The following is a 17472-nucleotide window of genomic DNA, read 5'->3' on the forward strand; positions in this document are numbered from 1 at the left end:
CCGAATTTATCATGGCCCGGCACCCTGGCTACGATGCCTGCGCGTCGCGCTGCTGGCATCCGGCCAGGAACACGTCCAGCGCCACCGGCCGCCCGATCACATACCCCTGTGCATAGTCCACCCCGATCGCGCGCAGCGCGTCGAGGGTGCGTTCATCCTCCACCCACTCCGCCACCGTGCGCACCCCCAGCCGGTGCCCGATGTCGTTGATCGAACTGACGATCTCGCGGTCGACCGCGTTGTCGGCTAGTTGCCGGATAAAGCTGCCGTCAATCTTCAGGAAGTCCACCGGGAACTGCTTCAGGTAGGCGAACGACGACAGGCCCGAGCCAAAGTCGTCCAGCGACACGGTGCAGCCGGCGCGCCGCATCTCCGCCACCAGCCGGTTGGCCGCGGCCATGTTGTTGATCAGCGCGGTTTCCGTGATCTCCAGCCGGATGCGACTGGCGGGCAGGGCGCTGGCCTCCAGCTCCGCATGCAGGAAGGGCAGCAGGAAGGGCTCGCCGAGCGAGTTGGCCGACAGGTTGATCGATACCGACAGCCCGGGCACGGCGCCCAGGCGTTCGCCGTAGCCGCGCAGCACGTTGCGGATGACCCAGCGGTCGACGTGGCCCATCAGGTCGTAGCGCTCGGCGGCGGGAATGAAGGCGCCGGGCATGATCAGCTCGCCGTGCTCATCGACCATGCGCACCAGGATCTCGATATGGCGGTGTTCGGCGCCGTCTTCGTTCTGCTCGGGCTGCAGTGCGCGGATCTCCTGCGCGAACAGGCGGAAGCGGTTGGCTTCAAGCGCCGAATGGATGCCGGCGGCGACTTCCAGTTCGCGGTGGTGGCGGCGGGCATCGCTCTCGTCGCGGCGGTAGACCGAGACGCGGCTGCGGCCGGCGGCCTTGGCGGCGTAGCAGGCCACGTCGGCACGGCTCATCAGTTCGCTGACCGGAGGCACGTCCAGGTCGATGGCGGCGATGCCGATGCTGGCGCCCACGTCGTACACGCGTCCTTCCCACGGGAAGCGGCGGCCGCGGATGGCATCGATCACGCCCTGGCAGACCTGCTCGGCTTGGTCGACGGTGCAGTCCTTGAGCAGCAGCGCGAACTCGTCGCCGCCGAGGCGTGCCAGCACGTCGTCGGGGCGCACGTGGTTGCGGATCATGTAGCCCAGTTCGCGCAGCAGGACGTCGCCGGCGCCGTGGCCGGCGGTGTCGTTGACGATCTTGAAGCGGTCCAGGTCGATAAAGCACAGCGCGGCGCGGTGGCCGTGCAGCCGCGCCGCGTCGCAGGCTTCGCGCAGACGCTTCTCGAACCAGGTGCGGTTGGGCAGCCCGGTCAGCGCATCGTGCATGGCCGAACGCGCCAGCTCGCGCTGCAGCGCGCGCGCGGTGGTGATGTCCTGGAACACCAGCACCGCGCCCAGCACCTCGCCGCGCGCGGTCAGCACGGGCGCGGCCGAGTCCTGCACGTCGTGGCGCTCGCCGGTCAGGCTCTGCAGCACGGCGCCGACCTGCAGGTAGGCGGGCGCGAGCGTGCGCAGGCAGGCTTCGACCGGGCTGGGAATGGGGTCGCCGGTGGCTTCGTCGACGATGCGGAAGACCCGCGCCAGCGGCAGGCCGTTGGCGCTGGCCATGGTCCAGCCGGTCAGCTGTTCGGCAATCGGGTTCATGAAGGTCACGCGCATGGCCGCATCGGTGCAGATCACTGCATCGCCGATCGAACGCAGCGTGATGTGCAGGCGTTCCTTCTCTTCGAACAGCGCCTCGGTCAGGCGCCGCTGCTCGGTGATGTCCCAGTTGGTGCCGACCAGGGCCTGCGCGGTACCATCGTCGGTGCGCGTGACCATGGCCATCGCGCGCACGTGGCGCACATTGCCGTCGGGACGCGCGATGCGGTATTCGGTATCGAACCGCGCCTCGCCGCGGATGGCCTGGCGCATCTCGCCGCTGACGCGGCTGACGTCGTCCGGATGCAGCATCGCGATCCATTGCTCCACCACTGGCGTGCCGCCCGCGGGGTCGGTGCCGTGCAGCGCGTGCATGCGCGCGTCCCAGGTGATGCCGGTGCTGGTGAAGTCCCACTCCCAGATGCCCACGCCGCCGGCTTCAGCCGCCAGCTGGATGCGGCGCGACAGCCGTTCCAGCTCTTGCTGCGCCAGCTTGCGCGCGTGGACGTCTTCCACCTGGGTGATGAAGTGCTGCGGCTCGCCGGTCTGTTCGTCGCGCACCAGCGATACCGCCAGCAGCACCCAGCGGTAATGGCCGTCCTTGTGGCGGTAGCGCTTTTCCAGGCGGTAGGACTCGATCTTGCCGGACAGCAGGTTGTCGACCTGGAGCAGGTCGCCGGTCAGGTCGTCGGGATGGGTCAGCTGCTGGTAGCTCAGCTCGCGCAGCTCGGCCGCGCCGTAGCCCAGCAGCTCGGTCATGGCACGGTTCACCGTCTGCCAGCGGCCGTCCATGCTGACCAGCGCCATGCCGATGGCCGAATGCTCCATGGCCTGGCGAAAGCGCTTGTCGCTGCTGCGCAGGCTGGCGCGGCCATGCCGGTTCTGCTCGGTCAGGTAGGCGATGCAGACCGGGAACACCATGATCACCGCCGCCGACAGCGGCACCGCTTCATGGCGGTGCGCAAGCAGCATCAGCGCCTGCAGGCAGAGCGTGGCAACCAGCGTCAGCAGCGCGGTGGCAAACGGATTGCCGGCCAGTGCCACCAGCACCAGCGGCAGCGACATCGCGGCAAACGGGTCATGGCCCTGCCACTGCGCGAAGGCGCCGATGGCCAGGCACAGCGCCAGCGCGCCCGCCTGCGGCGCCAGCAGCGGCCGCGCGATGGCAGCGCGCACGCGCACCGCCGTCATCGACAACATCATCGGCAGCAACAGCGCCATGCCGAGCGCGTCGGCCTGCCACCACGTCCACCAGACCGAGGCGAAGCTGGTGCCATGGGTCGTGGCGATGGCCATGGCGCCGGCAGTGGCCCCCAGTGCCGGCGCCAGGATGCCGCCCACCGCCAGCATCACCGCGAACGCGGCCAGCGGACCGTGGCGCCCCAGGGCGGCATGCCGGTCCAGCAGGCGCAGCAGTCCGAGCGCGAACAGCATCTCAGCTAGGTTGGCGCCGGTCAGCATCAGCGCGGTGGCGACGCTGTCGCCGGCCGCGTGGTTAGCCAGCACGCTGGCGCCCATCATGCCCGCCAGCAGCCACGGCCCCTCCGCGCGCGGCCGGTGCAGCAGCAGGCCCAGCCCGAAGGCGTTGGGCAGCCACACCGCCGCCACGGTACCGGGCAGCCGCGCCAGCCACAGCGCAGCCGCCGCCAGCACGAAATAGCCGGCGCCGGCCAGCAGCAAGGGCAGCCAGCGGCGCTGCGGGGCGGAAGGGCCTGGAGCGGCCTGGTGGCTCGGCGGGGCCGTGTCGGGCGTCATGGACGAGAACGATGCAAAAAAGGCGGTGCGTCTGGGTGGGAAGGAGGCGGCTTGCCCGGCGCGCCCGGGGCGGCACGGCCCCGGAAGCGCGGACGGACTGCCGCCCAGCGTAGAGGGCACTGTAGGGGGGATGGCGGGCCGGCCATCGGCAGGACAGCGGGCAGGTTCGGGGCCTTGTTGCCACTGGTGTTTGGGGCGATTTTTTGGTAGGAGGTGGAAGCGGAGCCTGGCAGCTGTACGACGCAAGAGGCAGTGCGGGCTACTCGATGAGGGAAGGACAAACGGCCATGCGTGCCAGCATTCAATCAACAGACAAGTCCGCAGAACCTCTTTGGGAACGCGCTTGCGCCAGGCTCGATCCTGGATCTTGCGATCTTCCGGTACGAGGTTTCGTCAGCCATGACCCGGAGCAGCTCGCCCCGCTGGCTTATTCGGCCTTTGCAGGTATGGTAGATCGCGCGCCGTTGGAGATATGGGCCCGCAAACTCTCGTCTATCGCCAGCAATCGTTACGGGCCGTTCCTGCCAACGGCTTCCTTCGTTGCTGCATCCGAGCGCTGGCGCTTGAGGGTTTTTGCCGGGCCAGGATTTCCCCAGGCAACGATGTCTCGCAGCAGCTATTCCGAAAGCTCGGCTTCGAGCTTTGCTGCAACTGAGCAAAACGCCTCCACCGCGTGCAAGCGGTTAGGAGGCACCCTTCGCCTGCTTAGGGGCGGCAGTTCCAGCACAGCCCCGATAACCCCGCCGATAACCTCCCCGGTAATCGCGCCGCGGCCCCGCCGCGCCCATCATGCAGACATGGCCTGACCCCAGGCCCTTCTCGGATTCCCAACCAAGACCAGGAGTACGCCATGTCTGCCGCCATCCAAGCCCAAGTCACTGCCGATCCCGCCGCCCTTGCCGACCGCTACCTTGCCGCCTGGAACGAGACCGACGCCGCGCGCCGGCGCGAGCTGATCGCGCTGGCGTGGACGGAATCGGCAAGCTATGCCGATCCGCTGATGCGCGGCGACGGCCATGCTGGCATTGACGCAATGATCGCCGCGGTACAGGGGAAATTCCCCGGGTTCCGCTTTACTCGCGTGAGCCCGGTCGATGCGCACGGCGAACACCTGCGCTTTACCTGGGAACTGGGCCCGGCGGGAGAGCCGGCGCTGGTGGTCGGCACCGACTTCGCCACGATTTCCGCCGATGGCCGGCTCGCGCGCATGACCGGCTTCATCGACCGGGCCCCGGCCGGGCTGGCCTGACCGGGGCGCGCGCCGCCGCTATGTGGCCTGCCCCACCGACAGCCCCCCGCCCACTGGCCGCAAGCTGCTGCATCCAGTGCGGCGGACAGGGGAGAGCAAATGGCGCGATTTCTGCGGGTGGCGGCATGGGGGCTGGCCGGCACGGTTGTTGTCGTGGCCGTGGCGGCCTATGCCGCGGTATGGGTTGGCGAGCGCAAGGCGGCGCGCATTGTCGCGGTCAAGGTTTCACCCATCGCCATCCGTGAAGACGCCGCCGGCATTGCCCACGGCAAGTACCTGTTCGAATCGCGCGGCTGCATGGAGTGCCACGGCGCCGGCGCCGGCGGCAAGCAGGTGATCGACGATCCCGGCGGCCTGCGCGTGCGCGCGCCGGACCTGACGCAAGCCAATCCGGCCATTGCCGCCTACCAGCCGGTTGACTGGGTGCGGAGCATCCGCCATGGCGTGGCGCCTTCGCACCGGCCGCTGCTGATCATGCCCAGCGAGGATTACAACCGCCTGAGCGACGAGGACCTGGGCGCGCTGGTGGGCTACCTGCGCAGCCTGCCGCCGGCGATGGGGGCGCCCGCGGAGATCCGCATGCCATGGCTGGTGCGGGCGTTGTACGGTGTGGGCATCGTGCAGGACGCGGCCGCCAAGATCGACCACAGCTTGCCGGTGCAGCCTGCAATGGTGCCGGCGCCCACGGCCAGCTATGGCGGCTACGTCGCCAATGCCTGCCTGGGGTGTCACGGGCCGGACTTCCGCGGCGGCAAGATCCCGGGCGGGCCGCCCGACTGGCCGCCCGCGGCGGACCTGCGCCCCGTGCCGGGCGGCGCCATGTCGCGCTACGGCCAGGCTTCGGCCTTTATCGCGATGATGCGCAGCGGCAAGCGGCCCGATGGCAGCGCAGTGAGCCGCGTGATGCCGTTCGATTCGTTCGGACGCATGAACGATACCGACCTGACCGCGCTCTATCTGTTCCTGACCGGCATGCCGCAGCGCTGAGCGCGCGCGTCAGCGCCGCGCCAGCCGCCGGCCGGCGGCGATGCCGGGCAGCTCCACCCAGCGGTGGAGCAGCAAAGCCAGCGCCAGCGCCAGGCCGGCATCGATGGCAAAGCGCAGCAGCTGCAGCGCGGTCTGGTCGGGCGCCAGTTCAGGCATCAGGCGCTTGACGCCCTCGATCACGGTGGGGTGCGTCAGGTACAGCGCATACGACAGCTCGCCCAGCCAGACCAGCGCGCGCGGCACGCGCAGCACGCCGGTGTGCTCGGCCGCCACGGCGCCGCCCAGCAGCAGTGCCGCGGGCAGCCCGCGTCCGGCCAGGCTGAAGTCGGGTCCGACCAGCGGCAGCGACAGCGCGAACGCGGCGCAGCCGGTTGCCAGCATGCCCACCGCGATTGCCGGCGTCAGCAGGTGGCGCCAGCGCGCGTAGGCCCACGCCAGCCCGCAGCCCAGCAGGAATTCCAGCACCAGCGGATTGCTGGCCATGGCCAGCCACGGCGTGGCGAACGGGTAGCCCTGCGAGGGATCGGCCGCCAGCGCGCCGAAGCGCCACCACGGCAGCACCAGCGTGGTCAACGCAAAGACCCCCAGCACCACCAGCAGCGCGCGCCGCCCGGCCAGCAGCAGGCCCAGCGCGAAGGCGGCGTAGAACGCCAGCTCATAGTTGAGCGACCAGCCCACGTACAGCGCCGGATAGCCGTAGTACGGCGCGTGGCCGGTGGCAGTCGGCAGGAATGCCAGCGACGCCGCGAACACCGCCGGCGTGACCGGATTGAGCAGCAGCGCATGGATGGCCGACATGGTCCAGTACGGCGGTGCCAGCCGGCAGCAGCGCCGGATCATGAAGCTGAGCGGGCGTTCGGGCTGGGGCCGGGCCAGCACCGCGACCCAGGCGATGATGAAGCCGCTGATGACAAAGAACACGTCCACGCCGACATGGCCGCGCTTGATCACGTTGTCGGTCAGCCAACTGAGCGCCGGCGCATCGGCGCCGCCCAGCGCCAGGCCGGAGTGGTAGACCACCACGAACGCGGCGGCCAGCCCGCGCAGGGCCTGGATGCTGTCGAGCCGCGCGACTGACGGGGACTGGGCCGCCGGCACGCGCGTGGCAGCGGTGGCGTGCGGGGCCGGTGCCGCGGAGGCGCCGGGATAAGTGTGATCTGGAATAGTCGATGGCACTGTTTCAGCGACAGGAATCGGAAAGCGAAGGGATGCATGAGGGACAGCCGCCATATGCCCAAAGTTCGTGCAAAGCCGATCCGGGGGCAGGCTAGTGCGCATGGTGTTCGGCAAGGTGACCGAAATTGCACTATCCTCACTTGTCCCTTGCGCCAGGCTGCGGCGCATGGGCAGTGCCCGCGCGCCGCACGATTGCGCCCGGCGGGGGGCACTGGAAAGAACCAGCGGGCAACGTACCCAAGGAGTGTCCCCCCATGACCACCCTCAATATCAACGTCAACGGCAAGACCCGTGAAGTCGACGTGGACCCGTCCACGCCGCTGCTGTGGGCGCTGCGTGACAACCTTGAAATGACCGGCACCAAGTTCGGCTGCGGCATGGCCGCATGCGGTGCCTGCACCGTGCACGTCAACGGCCAGGCCACGCGCAGCTGCGTGACGCCGGTATCCGCCGCTGCCGGCGCGCGCATCACCACCATCGAAGGCATCGGCACTGACAAGGTCGGGCGCGCGGTGATGGACGCCTGGCTCAAGCACGACGTGGCGCAATGCGGCTACTGCCAGAACGGCCAGGTGATGAGCGCCATCGGCCTGCTGCGCACCAAGCCGCGCCCTACTGACGCCGACATCGACCAGGCCATGGCCGGCAACCTGTGCCGCTGCGGCACCTACCAGCGCATCCGCGCGGCGATCAAAGACGCCGCCCGTGCGCTGGCCTGAGCGGGAGGAAACCACTATGCGTATCCGAGGCATCGAAGCCCTGGCAGGCGGCCAGGCCGGCAATAGCGGTGAAGCGCGCCCGAACACCGGCGTGGCCACGCTGGACCGCCGCAGTTTCCTGAAGCTGACCGGCCTGGCCGGCGGCGGCCTGGCGCTGGGCGTGGCCCCGCTGGCGCAGGCACAGGAGGGCGCCAAGCCCAAGGCGCCGCCGCCGGCGCCGCAAGCATTCCTGATCATCGCGCCGGACAACACCGTAACCGTGGCCGTGAACCGGCTCGAGTTCGGCCAGGGCGTGCACACCGCGCTGCCGATGGCGCTGGCCGAAGAGCTGGACGCCGACTGGCGCAACGTGCGCGCCACGCTGGCGCCGGCTGGCGACCCGTACAAGGACCCCGCCTTCGGCATGCAGATGACCGGCGGCTCCACGGCGCTGAACCACTCGTTCGAGCAATACCGTGAACTGGGCGCGCGCGCGCGCGCGATGCTGGTGGCGGCGGCCGCGCAGCAGTGGAAGGTCGATCCGGCCAGCTGCAAGGTGGAGCAGGGCGTGGTCACGTCCGGCAGCCATCGTGCCACCTTCGGCGAACTGGCGCCCGCGGCGATGGAGCTGCCCGTGCCGCAGCGGGTCACGCTGAAAGACCCGTCGCAGTTCCGCATCGTCGGCAAGCCCACGCCGCGGCTGGATGCGCGCGGCAAGATGGAAGCGACCACGCCGTTCGGCATCGACACGCACCTGAAGGGCATGGTGGTGGCCGTGGTGGCGCGCCCGCCGCGCTTTGGCGGCAAGGTCAAGAGCTTCAGCGCCGACAAGGCGCGCGCGGTGCAGGGCGTGCGCGGCGTGCTGCAGGTGCCGGTCGACCGCGGCGGCAGCGGCGTGGCGGTGATTGCCAGCGGCTACTGGCCGGCCAAGATGGGCCGCGATGCGCTCGACATCCAGTGGGAAGATGCGGGCTCGAAGGTGTCGTCGCAGGCGTTGTTCGATGAGTACGCAAAGCTGGCCGGCCAGCCCGGCACGGTGGCGCGCGCGGGGAGCGGGGATATCGGCTCGGCCATCAACGGTGCCGCGCGCAAGATCGAGGCCGACTTCCGCTTCCCGTACCTGGCGCACGCGCCGATGGAGCCGCTGAACTGCACGCTGCAGCCGGAAGTGGCCGGCGGCAAGGTGCAGTCGGTCAAGGTCTGGGTGGGCTCGCAGTTCCAGACCGTGGACCAGGCCGCGGTGGCGCGCACGCTGGGGCTGGCGCCGGACAAGGTGGTGCTCAACACCATGATGGCCGGCGGCGGCTTCGGCCGGCGCGCGGTGCCGACCTCGGACTACATCGTGGAGGCGGCCAACGTGCTCAAGGCCTGGGTGGCCGCCGGCCACACCGAGCCGCTCAAGGTGGTCTGGAGCCGCGAGGACGATATCCGCGGCGGCTACTACCGCCCGCTGCACCTGCACCGCGCCCGCATCGGGCTGGATGCGCAGGACAAGGTGGTGGGCTGGCAGCACACCATCGTCGGCCAGTCGATCCTGAAGGGCACGCCATTCGAGCCCTTCATGGTCAAGAACGGCGTGGACGCTACCATGACCGAGGGCATCGTCGAGAACGACTATGACCTGCCGCTGCAGATGTCTGTGCACCATCCGCAGGTGGACGTGCCGGTGCTGTGGTGGCGCTCGGTGGGCAATACGCATACCGCCTTCGTCAAGGAAACCCTGGCCGATGAAATCGCCGCGGCCGCGAAGCAGGACCCGGTGGCATTCCGCCTGGCCCGGCTCGACGAGAAGAAGCACGCGCGCCACCGCGCCGCGCTGCAGCTGGCGGTGGACAAGTCCGGCTACGGCAAGCGCAAGCTGCCCAAGGGCCATGCCTGGGGCGTGGCCGTGCACGAGTCGTTCAACACCGTGGTGGCGTATGTGGTCGACGTCTCGGTGGTGAAGGGCGAGCCGCGCGTGCATCGCGTCACCGCCGGCGTGCATGCCAACCGCGTGGTCAACCCGATGTCGGCCGAGGCCCAGATCCAGGGCGCGTGCATCTTCGGACTGGCCATGACCAAGCCGGGGTTTGCCATCGAGATCGAGAACGGCGCCGTGAAGAACAGCAACTTCCCGGACTATCCGCCGCCGCGCATCACCGATGCGCCGGTGGTGGACGTGTTCTTCGTGCCCTCGCAGGAGAACCCCACTGGCCTGGGCGAGCCCGGTGTGCCGCCGATCGCGCCGGCGGTGGCCAATGCGCTGTTCACGCTGACCGGCAAGCGCCAGCGGCAGTTGCCGTTCGTGATGGCGTAGACGGGCCTGGCACGATGACCGGCGGCGGCGCGAGCGCTACGGCGTGCCGCCGCTGGCCACGCGCCATGCCTTGCTGAAGCGTTGCAGGTCGGCCGCCGACGCATCGGTCACGGCCCAGTATTCCATGCCGCCTGTCTGCCAGTGCGCAATCTGGTAGCCCTGCCGGGTCAGGGGGCTGTCGAAGTCCGGCGCCGCCATGCGCGCGCCCGCGCCGTGCAGCACGAACACATCGATCGGATGCTGGTTGCGTCGATAGACCAGCACCGCCACGCGCTGCCCGTGGAGGTAGTCGAGCCGTCCGCCAACGAGTGGGAAGCCCTCTGCCGCCAAGTCATGGACCGGCGGCGCGAAATCCAGCCGTCCGTTGAACCATGGCTTGACCGTGTGCCGATCCGTCGATGCCACGTCGATGGCGTGGTCGGCGATCAGCGCGCGCACGTGACTGCTGACCACCTCCCGCGCCATGGCGTCTTGCGGGGAATCCCGCAACATGAACCACGTCAACCCAAACGCCATCGAGGCCACGGTCAGTGCCGCCAGTGCGGCGTTGACGGCCGGGCGCCAGGCAAACCACTCGAGCCAGCGCGGGCGCGATGTCTCGCTACCTGCCGGCACACCGGCCGCGGGCAGCGCGGCAGCGATCCGCGCGCGCAGGGCGGGACTTGCGCGATGATAAGTCGCGCCTTCCCGTACCGCCGTGCGCAGCGCGCGCAGGCGTCCCAGTTCGGCCGTGCACGCGGCACATTGCGCCAGGTGCTGCTCCAGGCGCAGGCTTTCCGCCGCGCCGAGTTCGTCGTCGGCGCAGGCGGGAAGCAGTTCGCAAACCTCATTGCAGTCCATGACCTGTCTCCCCGGCGGGGTGCGGTGCCGGCGCCAGCGCGCCGGATGGCGAGCGAGCGTGTGCCGGCGCTTGCGCCGTGCCCTGCTGCTGCAGCGCCGTCACCGCCGCCGCCAGCATGCGCCGCCCGCGCGCGAGCCGCGACATGACCGTGCCAATGGCGATATCCGCGACACGGGCAATGTCGCGGTAGGGCAGTTCCTCCAGTTCGCGCAGCACCAGCACTTCCCGATAGGCCACCGGAAGCTGCTCCAGCGCACGGTGCACCAGACGCACGTCTTCCTGCCGCAGCAACGACTGCTCGGGGCTGTCCTGGCCATCGTGCCAGGCCGGCAGGGGCTGGTTCTCGTGCAAGTCGTCATAGCTGCACACCTCGCCGGCCGATTTGCGCTTCTGGCAGGTGGTGAACCACGTATTGCGCACGATGGCGAGCAGCCACGGCCGCGGCTGCTCGCCGCGGAAGCTGCCAAAGAGCCGGTAAGCGCGCAGGAAGGCTTCCTGGACCACGTCGTCGGCCTCGCTGGCGCTGCCCGACAACCAGCGCGCGAGGTTGTAGGCGGCGTCCAGTTGCGGGAGCACCAGCTCCTCGAAGCGGCGGCGATCGTCGGATGCGTGATCCATGCGTGCCTTGGTCGGTTTGTGCGCCGGCGCCGCGCCGGTGGCGCACGTCCCGGGTATACCGGGGTTCCACTCAGTTTATTCCCAGTACGGGCGGATTTTTTGCGGTTCCGCATTGCCGGGAATAAAGCCTCCCGCAAGCCGGTATGACAGGCACATCCCTGCAACCAGACGGAGGCACCATGGACACACTGAAGCGACGCGATTTCCTCAGGCTGGCGGGTGCCGCAGGTGGCGCGGTATTTGCTTCCGGGCTCCCGGGCTGGGCCTTCGGGCGCGATGAGGACTTCTATTTTGTGCAGTTGTCGGACGCACACTGGGGCTTCCAGGGGCCGGCCAATCCCGATGCGCGCGGCACGCTGCCCAAGGCCATCGCCGCCGTCAATGCGCTGCGGCAGCCGCCCGACTTCATCATGTTCACCGGCGATCTCACCCACACCACCGACGATCCGCAGGAGCGCCGCCGGCGCCTGCGCGAGTTCCAGTCCGTGATTGCCGGCCTGGGCGTCAGGACGATCCACCTGATGCCGGGCGAGCACGACGCCAGCCTCGATGCGGGCGCGGCCTACCAGGAGCTGTTCGGGCCGACGCACTACACCTTCGATCACAAAGGCGTGCATTTTGTCGTGCTCGACAACGTGTCCGATCCGGCGGGGCGGGTCGGGGATGCGCAGCGCGCATGGCTGGCGGCGGACCTCGCGCGGCAACCAAAGGGCGGGCGCATCGTGGTGTTCACGCACCGCCCGCTGTTCGATCTGTATCCGCAATGGGACTGGGCCACGCGCGACGGCGCGCAGGTGATCGACACCCTGATGCCCTATCCGAACGTGACCGTGTTCTACGGCCACATCCATCAGGAGCATCACCACACGACGGGCCACATTGCGCATCACGCCGCACGCTCGCTGATGTTCCCGCTGCCGCCGCCGGGCTCACAGCCGCAGCGCCTGCCGGTGCCGTGGGATGCCGCGCAGCCCTATCGCGGGCTGGGCTGGCGCGAGGTCGAAGCGAAACCGGCGCCCGGCGCGTTCGCGCTGGCCGAGCAGCCGATCGCGACCTGACCGGAGCCAGCCATGAGAATGTCATCGATGGTCGGGCGGCGCACGGCGCTGGCCTGGATGCTTGGCCTCGGGGCGGCGGTGCTGGCCGGCACCGGCCGGGGCGATGCGGCGGCGCCGCGCGTCATTCGCGTCCACGCGCGCAAGTTCGTCTTTACCCCGAATCACATCCCGCTGCGTGCCGGCGAGTCGGTCGTATTCGAACTGACGGCACAGGACGTGATCATGGGCTTCAGCGTGCCGGATTTCGGCGTGCGTGCCGACGTGCCGCCAGGCGCGACCGTGCGTTTGCCTGCAACGGCGCGCGGCAGCGGCAACTACGGCTTCCTGTGCGACATCTTCTGCGGATCGGGGCACGAGACCATGAACGGCGTGATCGAGGTCATGTAGGCGCCGCCCGCCGGATCCCTGGCGAGCCCGCGGGCGTGACGGCTGGTGTTGTAATCGCGCAGCCCGTGGGCGGCCCTATTGCCTTTGCCCTGCGAGCCGCGTAGAACGTTGGGAAACGGCACCCGGAGAGGGCCGGCAGCCGCTCGTGGTGGGCGGCGGAGCACAACGCCAGAGGATCGAGGTGTGGCCATGGAGACCCAAGAGAGCGCGCTGACGCTTGCCCTGATGACCGAACCCGCGCGGGCCAGGATCTGCCGCGCGCTGCTGGAAGCCGGCGAGGACGGGCTGCCCGCCCCCGCTCTGGCGCAACTGGCCGGGCTGAGCCTGCCGCGTGCCGCACACATGTTCCAGGAACTGCTGCAGGCGGAAGTGGTGGCACTGTCCATCCGCGAGCGCCAGGTCTGCTATGTGCTCAAGGCCCGGCGCGCGGTGCGTGATGCGCTGGGCTATATCGACAGCAGCGGCCTGGCCGACTGATCCTTGCTGTGTGGCCGGGCGCAGGTCGGCGCGGCCCGGTTCCACCGCCGTCCCGCCAGCGCGGGCGCCGGCGGCAGGCTACTTCCGGACTTCCTTCAGTGCCCGCTCACGCGCGGCTTCCCGGTCCTCCATGAGCCGGTAGGCCGCGTAGTACTTGAAGATGTTGCGCACATAAGTGGTGGTTTCGATGCCGATCTTCTCCGCCACCACGATCTCGACATTGTTGAACCACTTGTCGGGGTCCAGCCCGCGCGCCGCAGCCTCCTTGCGCATCTTGGCGATATTGCCGGGCCCGGCGTTGTAGCTGGCGAAGGCGAACAGCGGCCGGTTCGATTCCGAGAAGTGCGCGTCGGGGAAGTACTTGGTCATCAGCCGGTCCATGTACTTGGCGCCGGCGTGGATGTTGGACTCGACCATCTTGATATTGCCCACATTCAGTTCCTTGCCGGTGGCGGGCATGATCTGCATGATGCCGACGGCGCCCACGCGGCTGCGCGCCTGCTGGTTGAGCTGCGACTCCTGGAAGCCCTGTGCCGCCAGCATCAGCGGGTCGAAGCCATAGTCCTTGCCGTACTTCTCGAAGAAGGCAACGGTCTGCTGGAAGCGCTTGTATTCGGCGTCCTCGGTGTTGTTCTTGATCTGCTTGACCCGGCGCATGGATTGCTTGATCAGGTATTCCGCCACGCCCTGCCTCTTGACGTGGTTGATATAGAAATCGTCGATTGCCTGCCGCAACTGCGGGCTGTTCTTGCGGAAGGCCCAACCGATATAGCCGCCTTCGCGCACCGCCAGGTCCTGCCGCACCTTGATGTCAGGCAGGATCTGCGCCCACATCGCCGCCTTCCAGTCATCGACCACCACGATTGCCAGCAGGCCCGCATTGACCATCTCGAGCACGTCTTCGTCTTCGAGGGCATCGGGCAGCAGCACCAGGTGCATCGGCGCCTTGCCGGACTGGCGCAGGCGCTCGTTCAGCGCGGTCAGGCTTTCGTAGTAGCTGCTTGCGCGGCGCACGTGGACGGTCTTGCCTGCCAGGTCGTCCAGGCTCTTCAGCGCCGGCGACTTGGGGCCGGTCACGATCAGCTCGCGCACTGGCTTGCGGTCGCGCGGCGCGGCAAAGTCGACCATCTTCAGCCGTGCCTCGGTCTCGGTCAGGTTGCCGGCGGCGATATCGCCCAGGCCCGCCGCCAGGTCGGGCAGCAGGCGGTCGCGCGTGGTGGGGATGATGATGATGGTGAGCGGGCGCTTGCCAAGTCGACTGGTGTAGGTCTTGTTCAGGTAGCGCTCGAATTCCCGCACCAGTTCCGCGGTAATTCCGCGCTCGTGGCCCTTGTCGCTGAAGTAGAGGGTGCGGCTGTAAGGCACCAGCACGCGGATGACGCGACTGTTGACCATCACGTCGAAGTCGCCGGTGCGCGGCTTGTTGGCCAGGTTCAGCCCGCGCGGCTTCGCGGGCGCTGCCGTGCCGGCCGCGGCTTTCGCAGCCGGCGCCGCCGCGGGTGCCGACGCCGGCGCCGGCTTCTGCTGTGCTACGGCAAACGTGCTGCCCAGGCTGAACGCGGCCATCAGGCCTGACAGGAGCAGGCCTGTAAACCAGTGGTGCGGACGGAGAGCGGGCATGGCGCAGATGGCAAGCCGGGCGAAAAAGCCCGCGACTTGCTCTTATCGAGTCTAGGCGCGATCCGGCTTGTTACAAGCCGCCAACCCCTGATGTTCCCGCGGGCAAAAGGAGGGAAGACGACAGGCAAAAAAATGAAGGTGGCCGGCTGATCCCGGCCACCTCGTTCTGCGCCGGCTGGCGCTATTGCTTAGGCGCGGCCATCTGGTCCTTGGCCACTGCGTCCGCAGCCTTGTTCTCGACCTTGCGCTCCTGCTTGGCAGCGCCGACGTCCTGCTTGTAGTCGCCCTTGGCCGCCTTCTTCTTGGCCTTGTACTCGGCCGAGGCCTTCTGGCGTGCCTCTCGGCGCTCGACCAGTGGATCCTTGGGTGGTTGAACCTGGGTCATGCCAGGCGATGCGCTTTGGGAGCCTGCCGCGGCGGCGGGGACGGCTGAGGTTGCCGGGGTGGCTGGCATGCCCTCGGCGGCCGGAGTTGCCGGCGTGGCCGGGCTGGCCGGTGTCTGGGCAATCGCCGTGGCGCAAGTGAGGCCTGCCAGTCCTGCGGCAATCGCGCCGACGATCTTGGGAAGGCGAGCGGGCTGTTTCAAATCCATGGAGAACCTCCGGAGTCGTTGTCCGAGACGCCGGCGACGGATGCGCCGACGTGGCGTAGGCCGCACATCCCTGCCGAAACGGGAATGCAACGGTGCCCTCAGTCTAGGCAGCGAGGCGGTGTTGCGCTGTCGGGCAAGCGCCGAAGCGGGGGCGGAATACTCCTACAAGCGCGCAGTGACGAAGATGTTGCGCACTTGCGACAGCGGAGCCAACGCCGCACGCCATCCGTCGCCACGGTTCGCGCTCGGCGATGTCGCCTTGCGCCAGTACGATGGCTGGCCCAGCGCCATCGCGCTTCAGGTGGGCGTAGCGGTCTGGTTTGCAAGGTAGTGGTCGACCGCAAGATCCATGCTTTGGAACAAGCGCTCGCGCCCGAGTGTGTCCCCAAGGGACGACCGCCGAACCATCTCCAGCACATTGGGATTCAGTTCCACCAGCCAGAGCATCACGCCGCCTTCGCGCATCTTCTTTTCGGCTTCCGTCAGCATCCGCAGCGCCGTGTACTCGAGGTCAAAGACGCCGACAAGGTCGAGCACCACCACCCGGGGATTCGCTGCAGCAATGATGGGCCGCATCTTGTGCCCGATGTGTCTCGCATTGGCGAAGTAAACGCGGCCCTCCGGCCTCAGCATCACCATGCCAGGATAGGTCACGTCGGCGGGATGCTCGGCGGACTGCGGCCGGAATACATTGGTGCCGGGCTTGCGTGCCAGGACATAGACTGGCGGATCGGAAGTCTGGTAGGCCAGCGCCAGCAGCGAAACAATGATGGCGGCGGCAATGCCGTTCAACGTCCCTAGCAGCACGACGCCGGCACAGGCTACCACTGCCCAGAGGAACTCCGTGCGCCGGATGCCAAGGATGGCGCGAAACTCCGCCGGCTGGATCAGTCCCACCGAATAGGCGATGACCACTGCCGCCAGCGCGGCCTCCGGCATCAGGCCGATCAGCGGTGCCAGCACCAGCATCGCGCCCAGCGCGACGGCCGCGGTGATCAGTCCCGCCAGCTGCGATCTGGCGCCGCAGCGGCGGTTCACCGCGGTCTGCGTGGTTCCGCCGCCGGCAGCCATCGCGCCGAGGAATGCGCCACCCAGGCAGGCGAACCCCGTGGCCAGCAGCTCGCGGTTCGGGTCCGGCGCGGGTTCGCCGCTCTGCACGAAGGCGCGTCCGGCTGCGATGGTTTCCGTAAAGCTCATCAGGGCAATGCCCATGGCCGGCACCAGGAGCTGCATGACCAGATCGGGATCCGGCAGCGTGAGGGGCGGCAGGCCAGTCGGGACATGGCCAACGGTTTCAACGCCATGGGACTGCAACCCGAGCAGGCCGACTGCCGCAATCCCGATCCCCACCGCGATCAGCGGTGCCGGCGCGCGCGGCACCAGGCGTTCCATGCCGATCAGCAGCGCCAGGACCGTGACCCCAACGGCCATGGTTGCCAGCGAAGCGTGGGGAACGCCCTGGACCATGGCTGCGAGGTTGTGGAAAAACGCGCCCTTCTGGAAATGGATGCCGAGCAGCTTCGGAAGCTGGTCCACCACGATCACCAGCCCGATCCCGGCCTTGAAGCCGACCAGGACGGGCTCGGAGATGAAATCGGCAACAAAGCCCAGGCGCAGCAAGCGCGCGGCGACCAGGATGATGCCCACGAGGCAGGTGAGCGTGGCCGAAGCCGTCAGCAAGCTCGCGGTACCGCCTGCCGTCGTCGTATCGCTAAGCGCGGCTGCTGCCAGGATCGCCAGCGTGGTCGTGGTGCTGACGCTGAGCGGGCGCGAGGTTCCCAGCATGGCGTAGATCAGCATAGGCGCGAATACCGTATAGAGTCCGACCTCGACCGGCAGGCCCGCGATGGTGGCGTAGGCGAGAGCCTTCGGGATGACGACTGCCGCAACGGTCAGCCCGGCCATGACATCGGGCTTCAGCCAGTCGCGGTGGTAGTGACGCAGCCACTCGGGCCACGGCAATGCAAGCACGCCGGCCGAGTTGCGCAAGGTGCGGCAGGGATCGCCACCGGCGCGGTTGCGGCGACGGGAGTGGGATTCCACGTTCATGGAGGGTGATCC

Annotated in this window: 14 protein-coding genes; 7 read left to right on the top strand and 7 right to left on the bottom strand. The window is 68.7% G+C overall.

The features are described 5' to 3' along the window. Positions 1-28: 28 nt before the first annotated feature. Complete coding sequence (locus AC1Q7H_RS05650; RefSeq protein WP_492378899.1) at positions 29-3412, bottom strand: diguanylate cyclase; 3384 nt, start codon at positions 3410-3412, stop codon at positions 29-31. An 850-nt stretch (positions 3413-4262) separates the two neighbouring features. Between AC1Q7H_RS05650 and AC1Q7H_RS05655 the strand changes: the two genes are divergently transcribed. Next, positions 4263-4661, top strand: coding sequence for a nuclear transport factor 2 family protein (locus AC1Q7H_RS05655; protein WP_013955743.1), 399 nt, complete (start codon positions 4263-4265; stop codon positions 4659-4661). Positions 4662-4760: 99 nt separating this feature from the next. Next, positions 4761-5648: a c-type cytochrome gene (locus AC1Q7H_RS05660; protein ID WP_013955744.1), complete on the top strand. Its 888-nt coding sequence runs from the start codon at positions 4761-4763 to the stop codon at positions 5646-5648. A gap of 9 nt (positions 5649-5657) precedes the next feature. Here the strand turns inward: AC1Q7H_RS05660 and AC1Q7H_RS05665 are convergent, their stop codons facing one another. Continuing rightward, positions 5658-6746 carry an acyltransferase family protein gene (locus AC1Q7H_RS05665; protein WP_492378905.1) on the bottom strand — a complete coding sequence of 363 codons (1089 nt, stop codon included), beginning with the start codon at positions 6744-6746 and terminating at the stop codon, positions 5658-5660. A 332-nt stretch (positions 6747-7078) separates the two neighbouring features. Between AC1Q7H_RS05665 and AC1Q7H_RS05670 the strand changes: the two genes are divergently transcribed. Both AC1Q7H_RS05670 and AC1Q7H_RS05675 read left to right on the top strand, forming a co-directional pair. Continuing rightward, a complete protein-coding gene (locus tag AC1Q7H_RS05670; RefSeq protein WP_010813052.1) occupies positions 7079-7543 on the top strand; it encodes a (2Fe-2S)-binding protein in 465 nt (154 codons plus the stop codon). A 16-nt stretch (positions 7544-7559) separates the two neighbouring features. Then, positions 7560-9818 (top strand): xanthine dehydrogenase family protein molybdopterin-binding subunit, encoded by a 2259-nt coding sequence (locus AC1Q7H_RS05675; protein ID WP_492381037.1) that lies wholly within the window; start codon positions 7560-7562, stop codon positions 9816-9818. A gap of 36 nt (positions 9819-9854) precedes the next feature. On the opposite strand, the gene AC1Q7H_RS05680 is transcribed toward AC1Q7H_RS05675, so the two are convergent. Together AC1Q7H_RS05680 and AC1Q7H_RS05685 are read right to left on the bottom strand one after the other, a co-directional pair. Further along, a complete protein-coding gene (locus AC1Q7H_RS05680; RefSeq protein ID WP_153954879.1) occupies positions 9855-10658 on the bottom strand; it encodes an anti-sigma factor family protein in 804 nt (267 codons plus the stop codon). Next, on the bottom strand, positions 10645-11277 hold the full coding sequence (locus AC1Q7H_RS05685; protein ID WP_153954878.1) for an RNA polymerase sigma factor: 633 nt from the start codon (positions 11275-11277) through the stop codon (positions 10645-10647). Before AC1Q7H_RS05685 ends, AC1Q7H_RS05680 begins: the two co-directional genes overlap by 14 nt. A gap of 179 nt (positions 11278-11456) precedes the next feature. Here AC1Q7H_RS05685 and AC1Q7H_RS05690 point away from each other — a divergent pair, with 179 nt between their 5' ends. The 3 genes from AC1Q7H_RS05690 (at position 11457) to AC1Q7H_RS05700 (ending at position 13199) form a co-directional block, all read left to right on the top strand. After that, entirely contained in the window at positions 11457-12335 is an 879-nt protein-coding gene (locus tag AC1Q7H_RS05690) for a metallophosphoesterase family protein (RefSeq protein WP_211980785.1), read from the top strand. Positions 12336-12347: 12 nt separating this feature from the next. Further along, complete coding sequence (locus tag AC1Q7H_RS05695) at positions 12348-12722, top strand: cupredoxin domain-containing protein (RefSeq protein ID WP_013955750.1); 375 nt, start codon at positions 12348-12350, stop codon at positions 12720-12722. 189 nt (positions 12723-12911) lie between these two features. Next, on the top strand, positions 12912-13199 hold the full coding sequence (locus AC1Q7H_RS05700) for a helix-turn-helix domain-containing protein (RefSeq protein WP_013955751.1): 288 nt from the start codon (positions 12912-12914) through the stop codon (positions 13197-13199). Positions 13200-13277: 78 nt separating this feature from the next. On the opposite strand, the gene AC1Q7H_RS05705 is transcribed toward AC1Q7H_RS05700, so the two are convergent. The 3 genes from AC1Q7H_RS05705 to AC1Q7H_RS05715 form a co-directional block, all read right to left on the bottom strand. Further along, complete coding sequence (locus tag AC1Q7H_RS05705; RefSeq protein WP_492378897.1) at positions 13278-14819, bottom strand: MltF family protein; 1542 nt, start codon at positions 14817-14819, stop codon at positions 13278-13280. 181 nt (positions 14820-15000) lie between these two features. Further along, the gene (locus tag AC1Q7H_RS05710) at positions 15001-15411 is read right to left on the bottom strand and encodes a hypothetical protein (RefSeq protein ID WP_492381038.1); all 411 of its coding nucleotides are present in this window, start codon (positions 15409-15411) and stop codon (positions 15001-15003) included. Between the two features lie 297 nt (positions 15412-15708). Next, positions 15709-17460: a SulP family inorganic anion transporter gene (locus AC1Q7H_RS05715; RefSeq protein ID WP_153954875.1), complete on the bottom strand. Its 1752-nt coding sequence runs from the start codon at positions 17458-17460 to the stop codon at positions 15709-15711. Positions 17461-17472: the final 12 nt, after the last annotated feature.

This window comes from Cupriavidus sp. GW823-FHT06D04, from assembly GCF_058795055.1.

Coding starts and splice junctions, on each gene's coding strand:
- AC1Q7H_RS05650 (WP_492378899.1), bottom strand. CDS start 3,412: ATGACGCCCGACACGGCCCCGCCGAGCCACCAGGCCGCTCCAGGCCCT.
- AC1Q7H_RS05655 (WP_013955743.1), top strand. CDS start 4,263: ATGTCTGCCGCCATCCAAGCCCAAGTCACTGCCGATCCCGCCGCCCTT.
- AC1Q7H_RS05660 (WP_013955744.1), top strand. CDS start 4,761: ATGGCGCGATTTCTGCGGGTGGCGGCATGGGGGCTGGCCGGCACGGTT.
- AC1Q7H_RS05670 (WP_010813052.1), top strand. CDS start 7,079: ATGACCACCCTCAATATCAACGTCAACGGCAAGACCCGTGAAGTCGAC.
- AC1Q7H_RS05675 (WP_492381037.1), top strand. CDS start 7,560: ATGCGTATCCGAGGCATCGAAGCCCTGGCAGGCGGCCAGGCCGGCAAT.
- AC1Q7H_RS05680 (WP_153954879.1), bottom strand. CDS start 10,658: ATGGACTGCAATGAGGTTTGCGAACTGCTTCCCGCCTGCGCCGACGAC.
- AC1Q7H_RS05685 (WP_153954878.1), bottom strand. CDS start 11,277: ATGGATCACGCATCCGACGATCGCCGCCGCTTCGAGGAGCTGGTGCTC.
- AC1Q7H_RS05690 (WP_211980785.1), top strand. CDS start 11,457: ATGGACACACTGAAGCGACGCGATTTCCTCAGGCTGGCGGGTGCCGCA.
- AC1Q7H_RS05695 (WP_013955750.1), top strand. CDS start 12,348: ATGAGAATGTCATCGATGGTCGGGCGGCGCACGGCGCTGGCCTGGATG.
- AC1Q7H_RS05700 (WP_013955751.1), top strand. CDS start 12,912: ATGGAGACCCAAGAGAGCGCGCTGACGCTTGCCCTGATGACCGAACCC.
- AC1Q7H_RS05705 (WP_492378897.1), bottom strand. CDS start 14,819: ATGCCCGCTCTCCGTCCGCACCACTGGTTTACAGGCCTGCTCCTGTCA.
- AC1Q7H_RS05710 (WP_492381038.1), bottom strand. CDS start 15,411: ATGGATTTGAAACAGCCCGCTCGCCTTCCCAAGATCGTCGGCGCGATT.
- AC1Q7H_RS05715 (WP_153954875.1), bottom strand. CDS start 17,460: ATGAACGTGGAATCCCACTCCCGTCGCCGCAACCGCGCCGGTGGCGAT.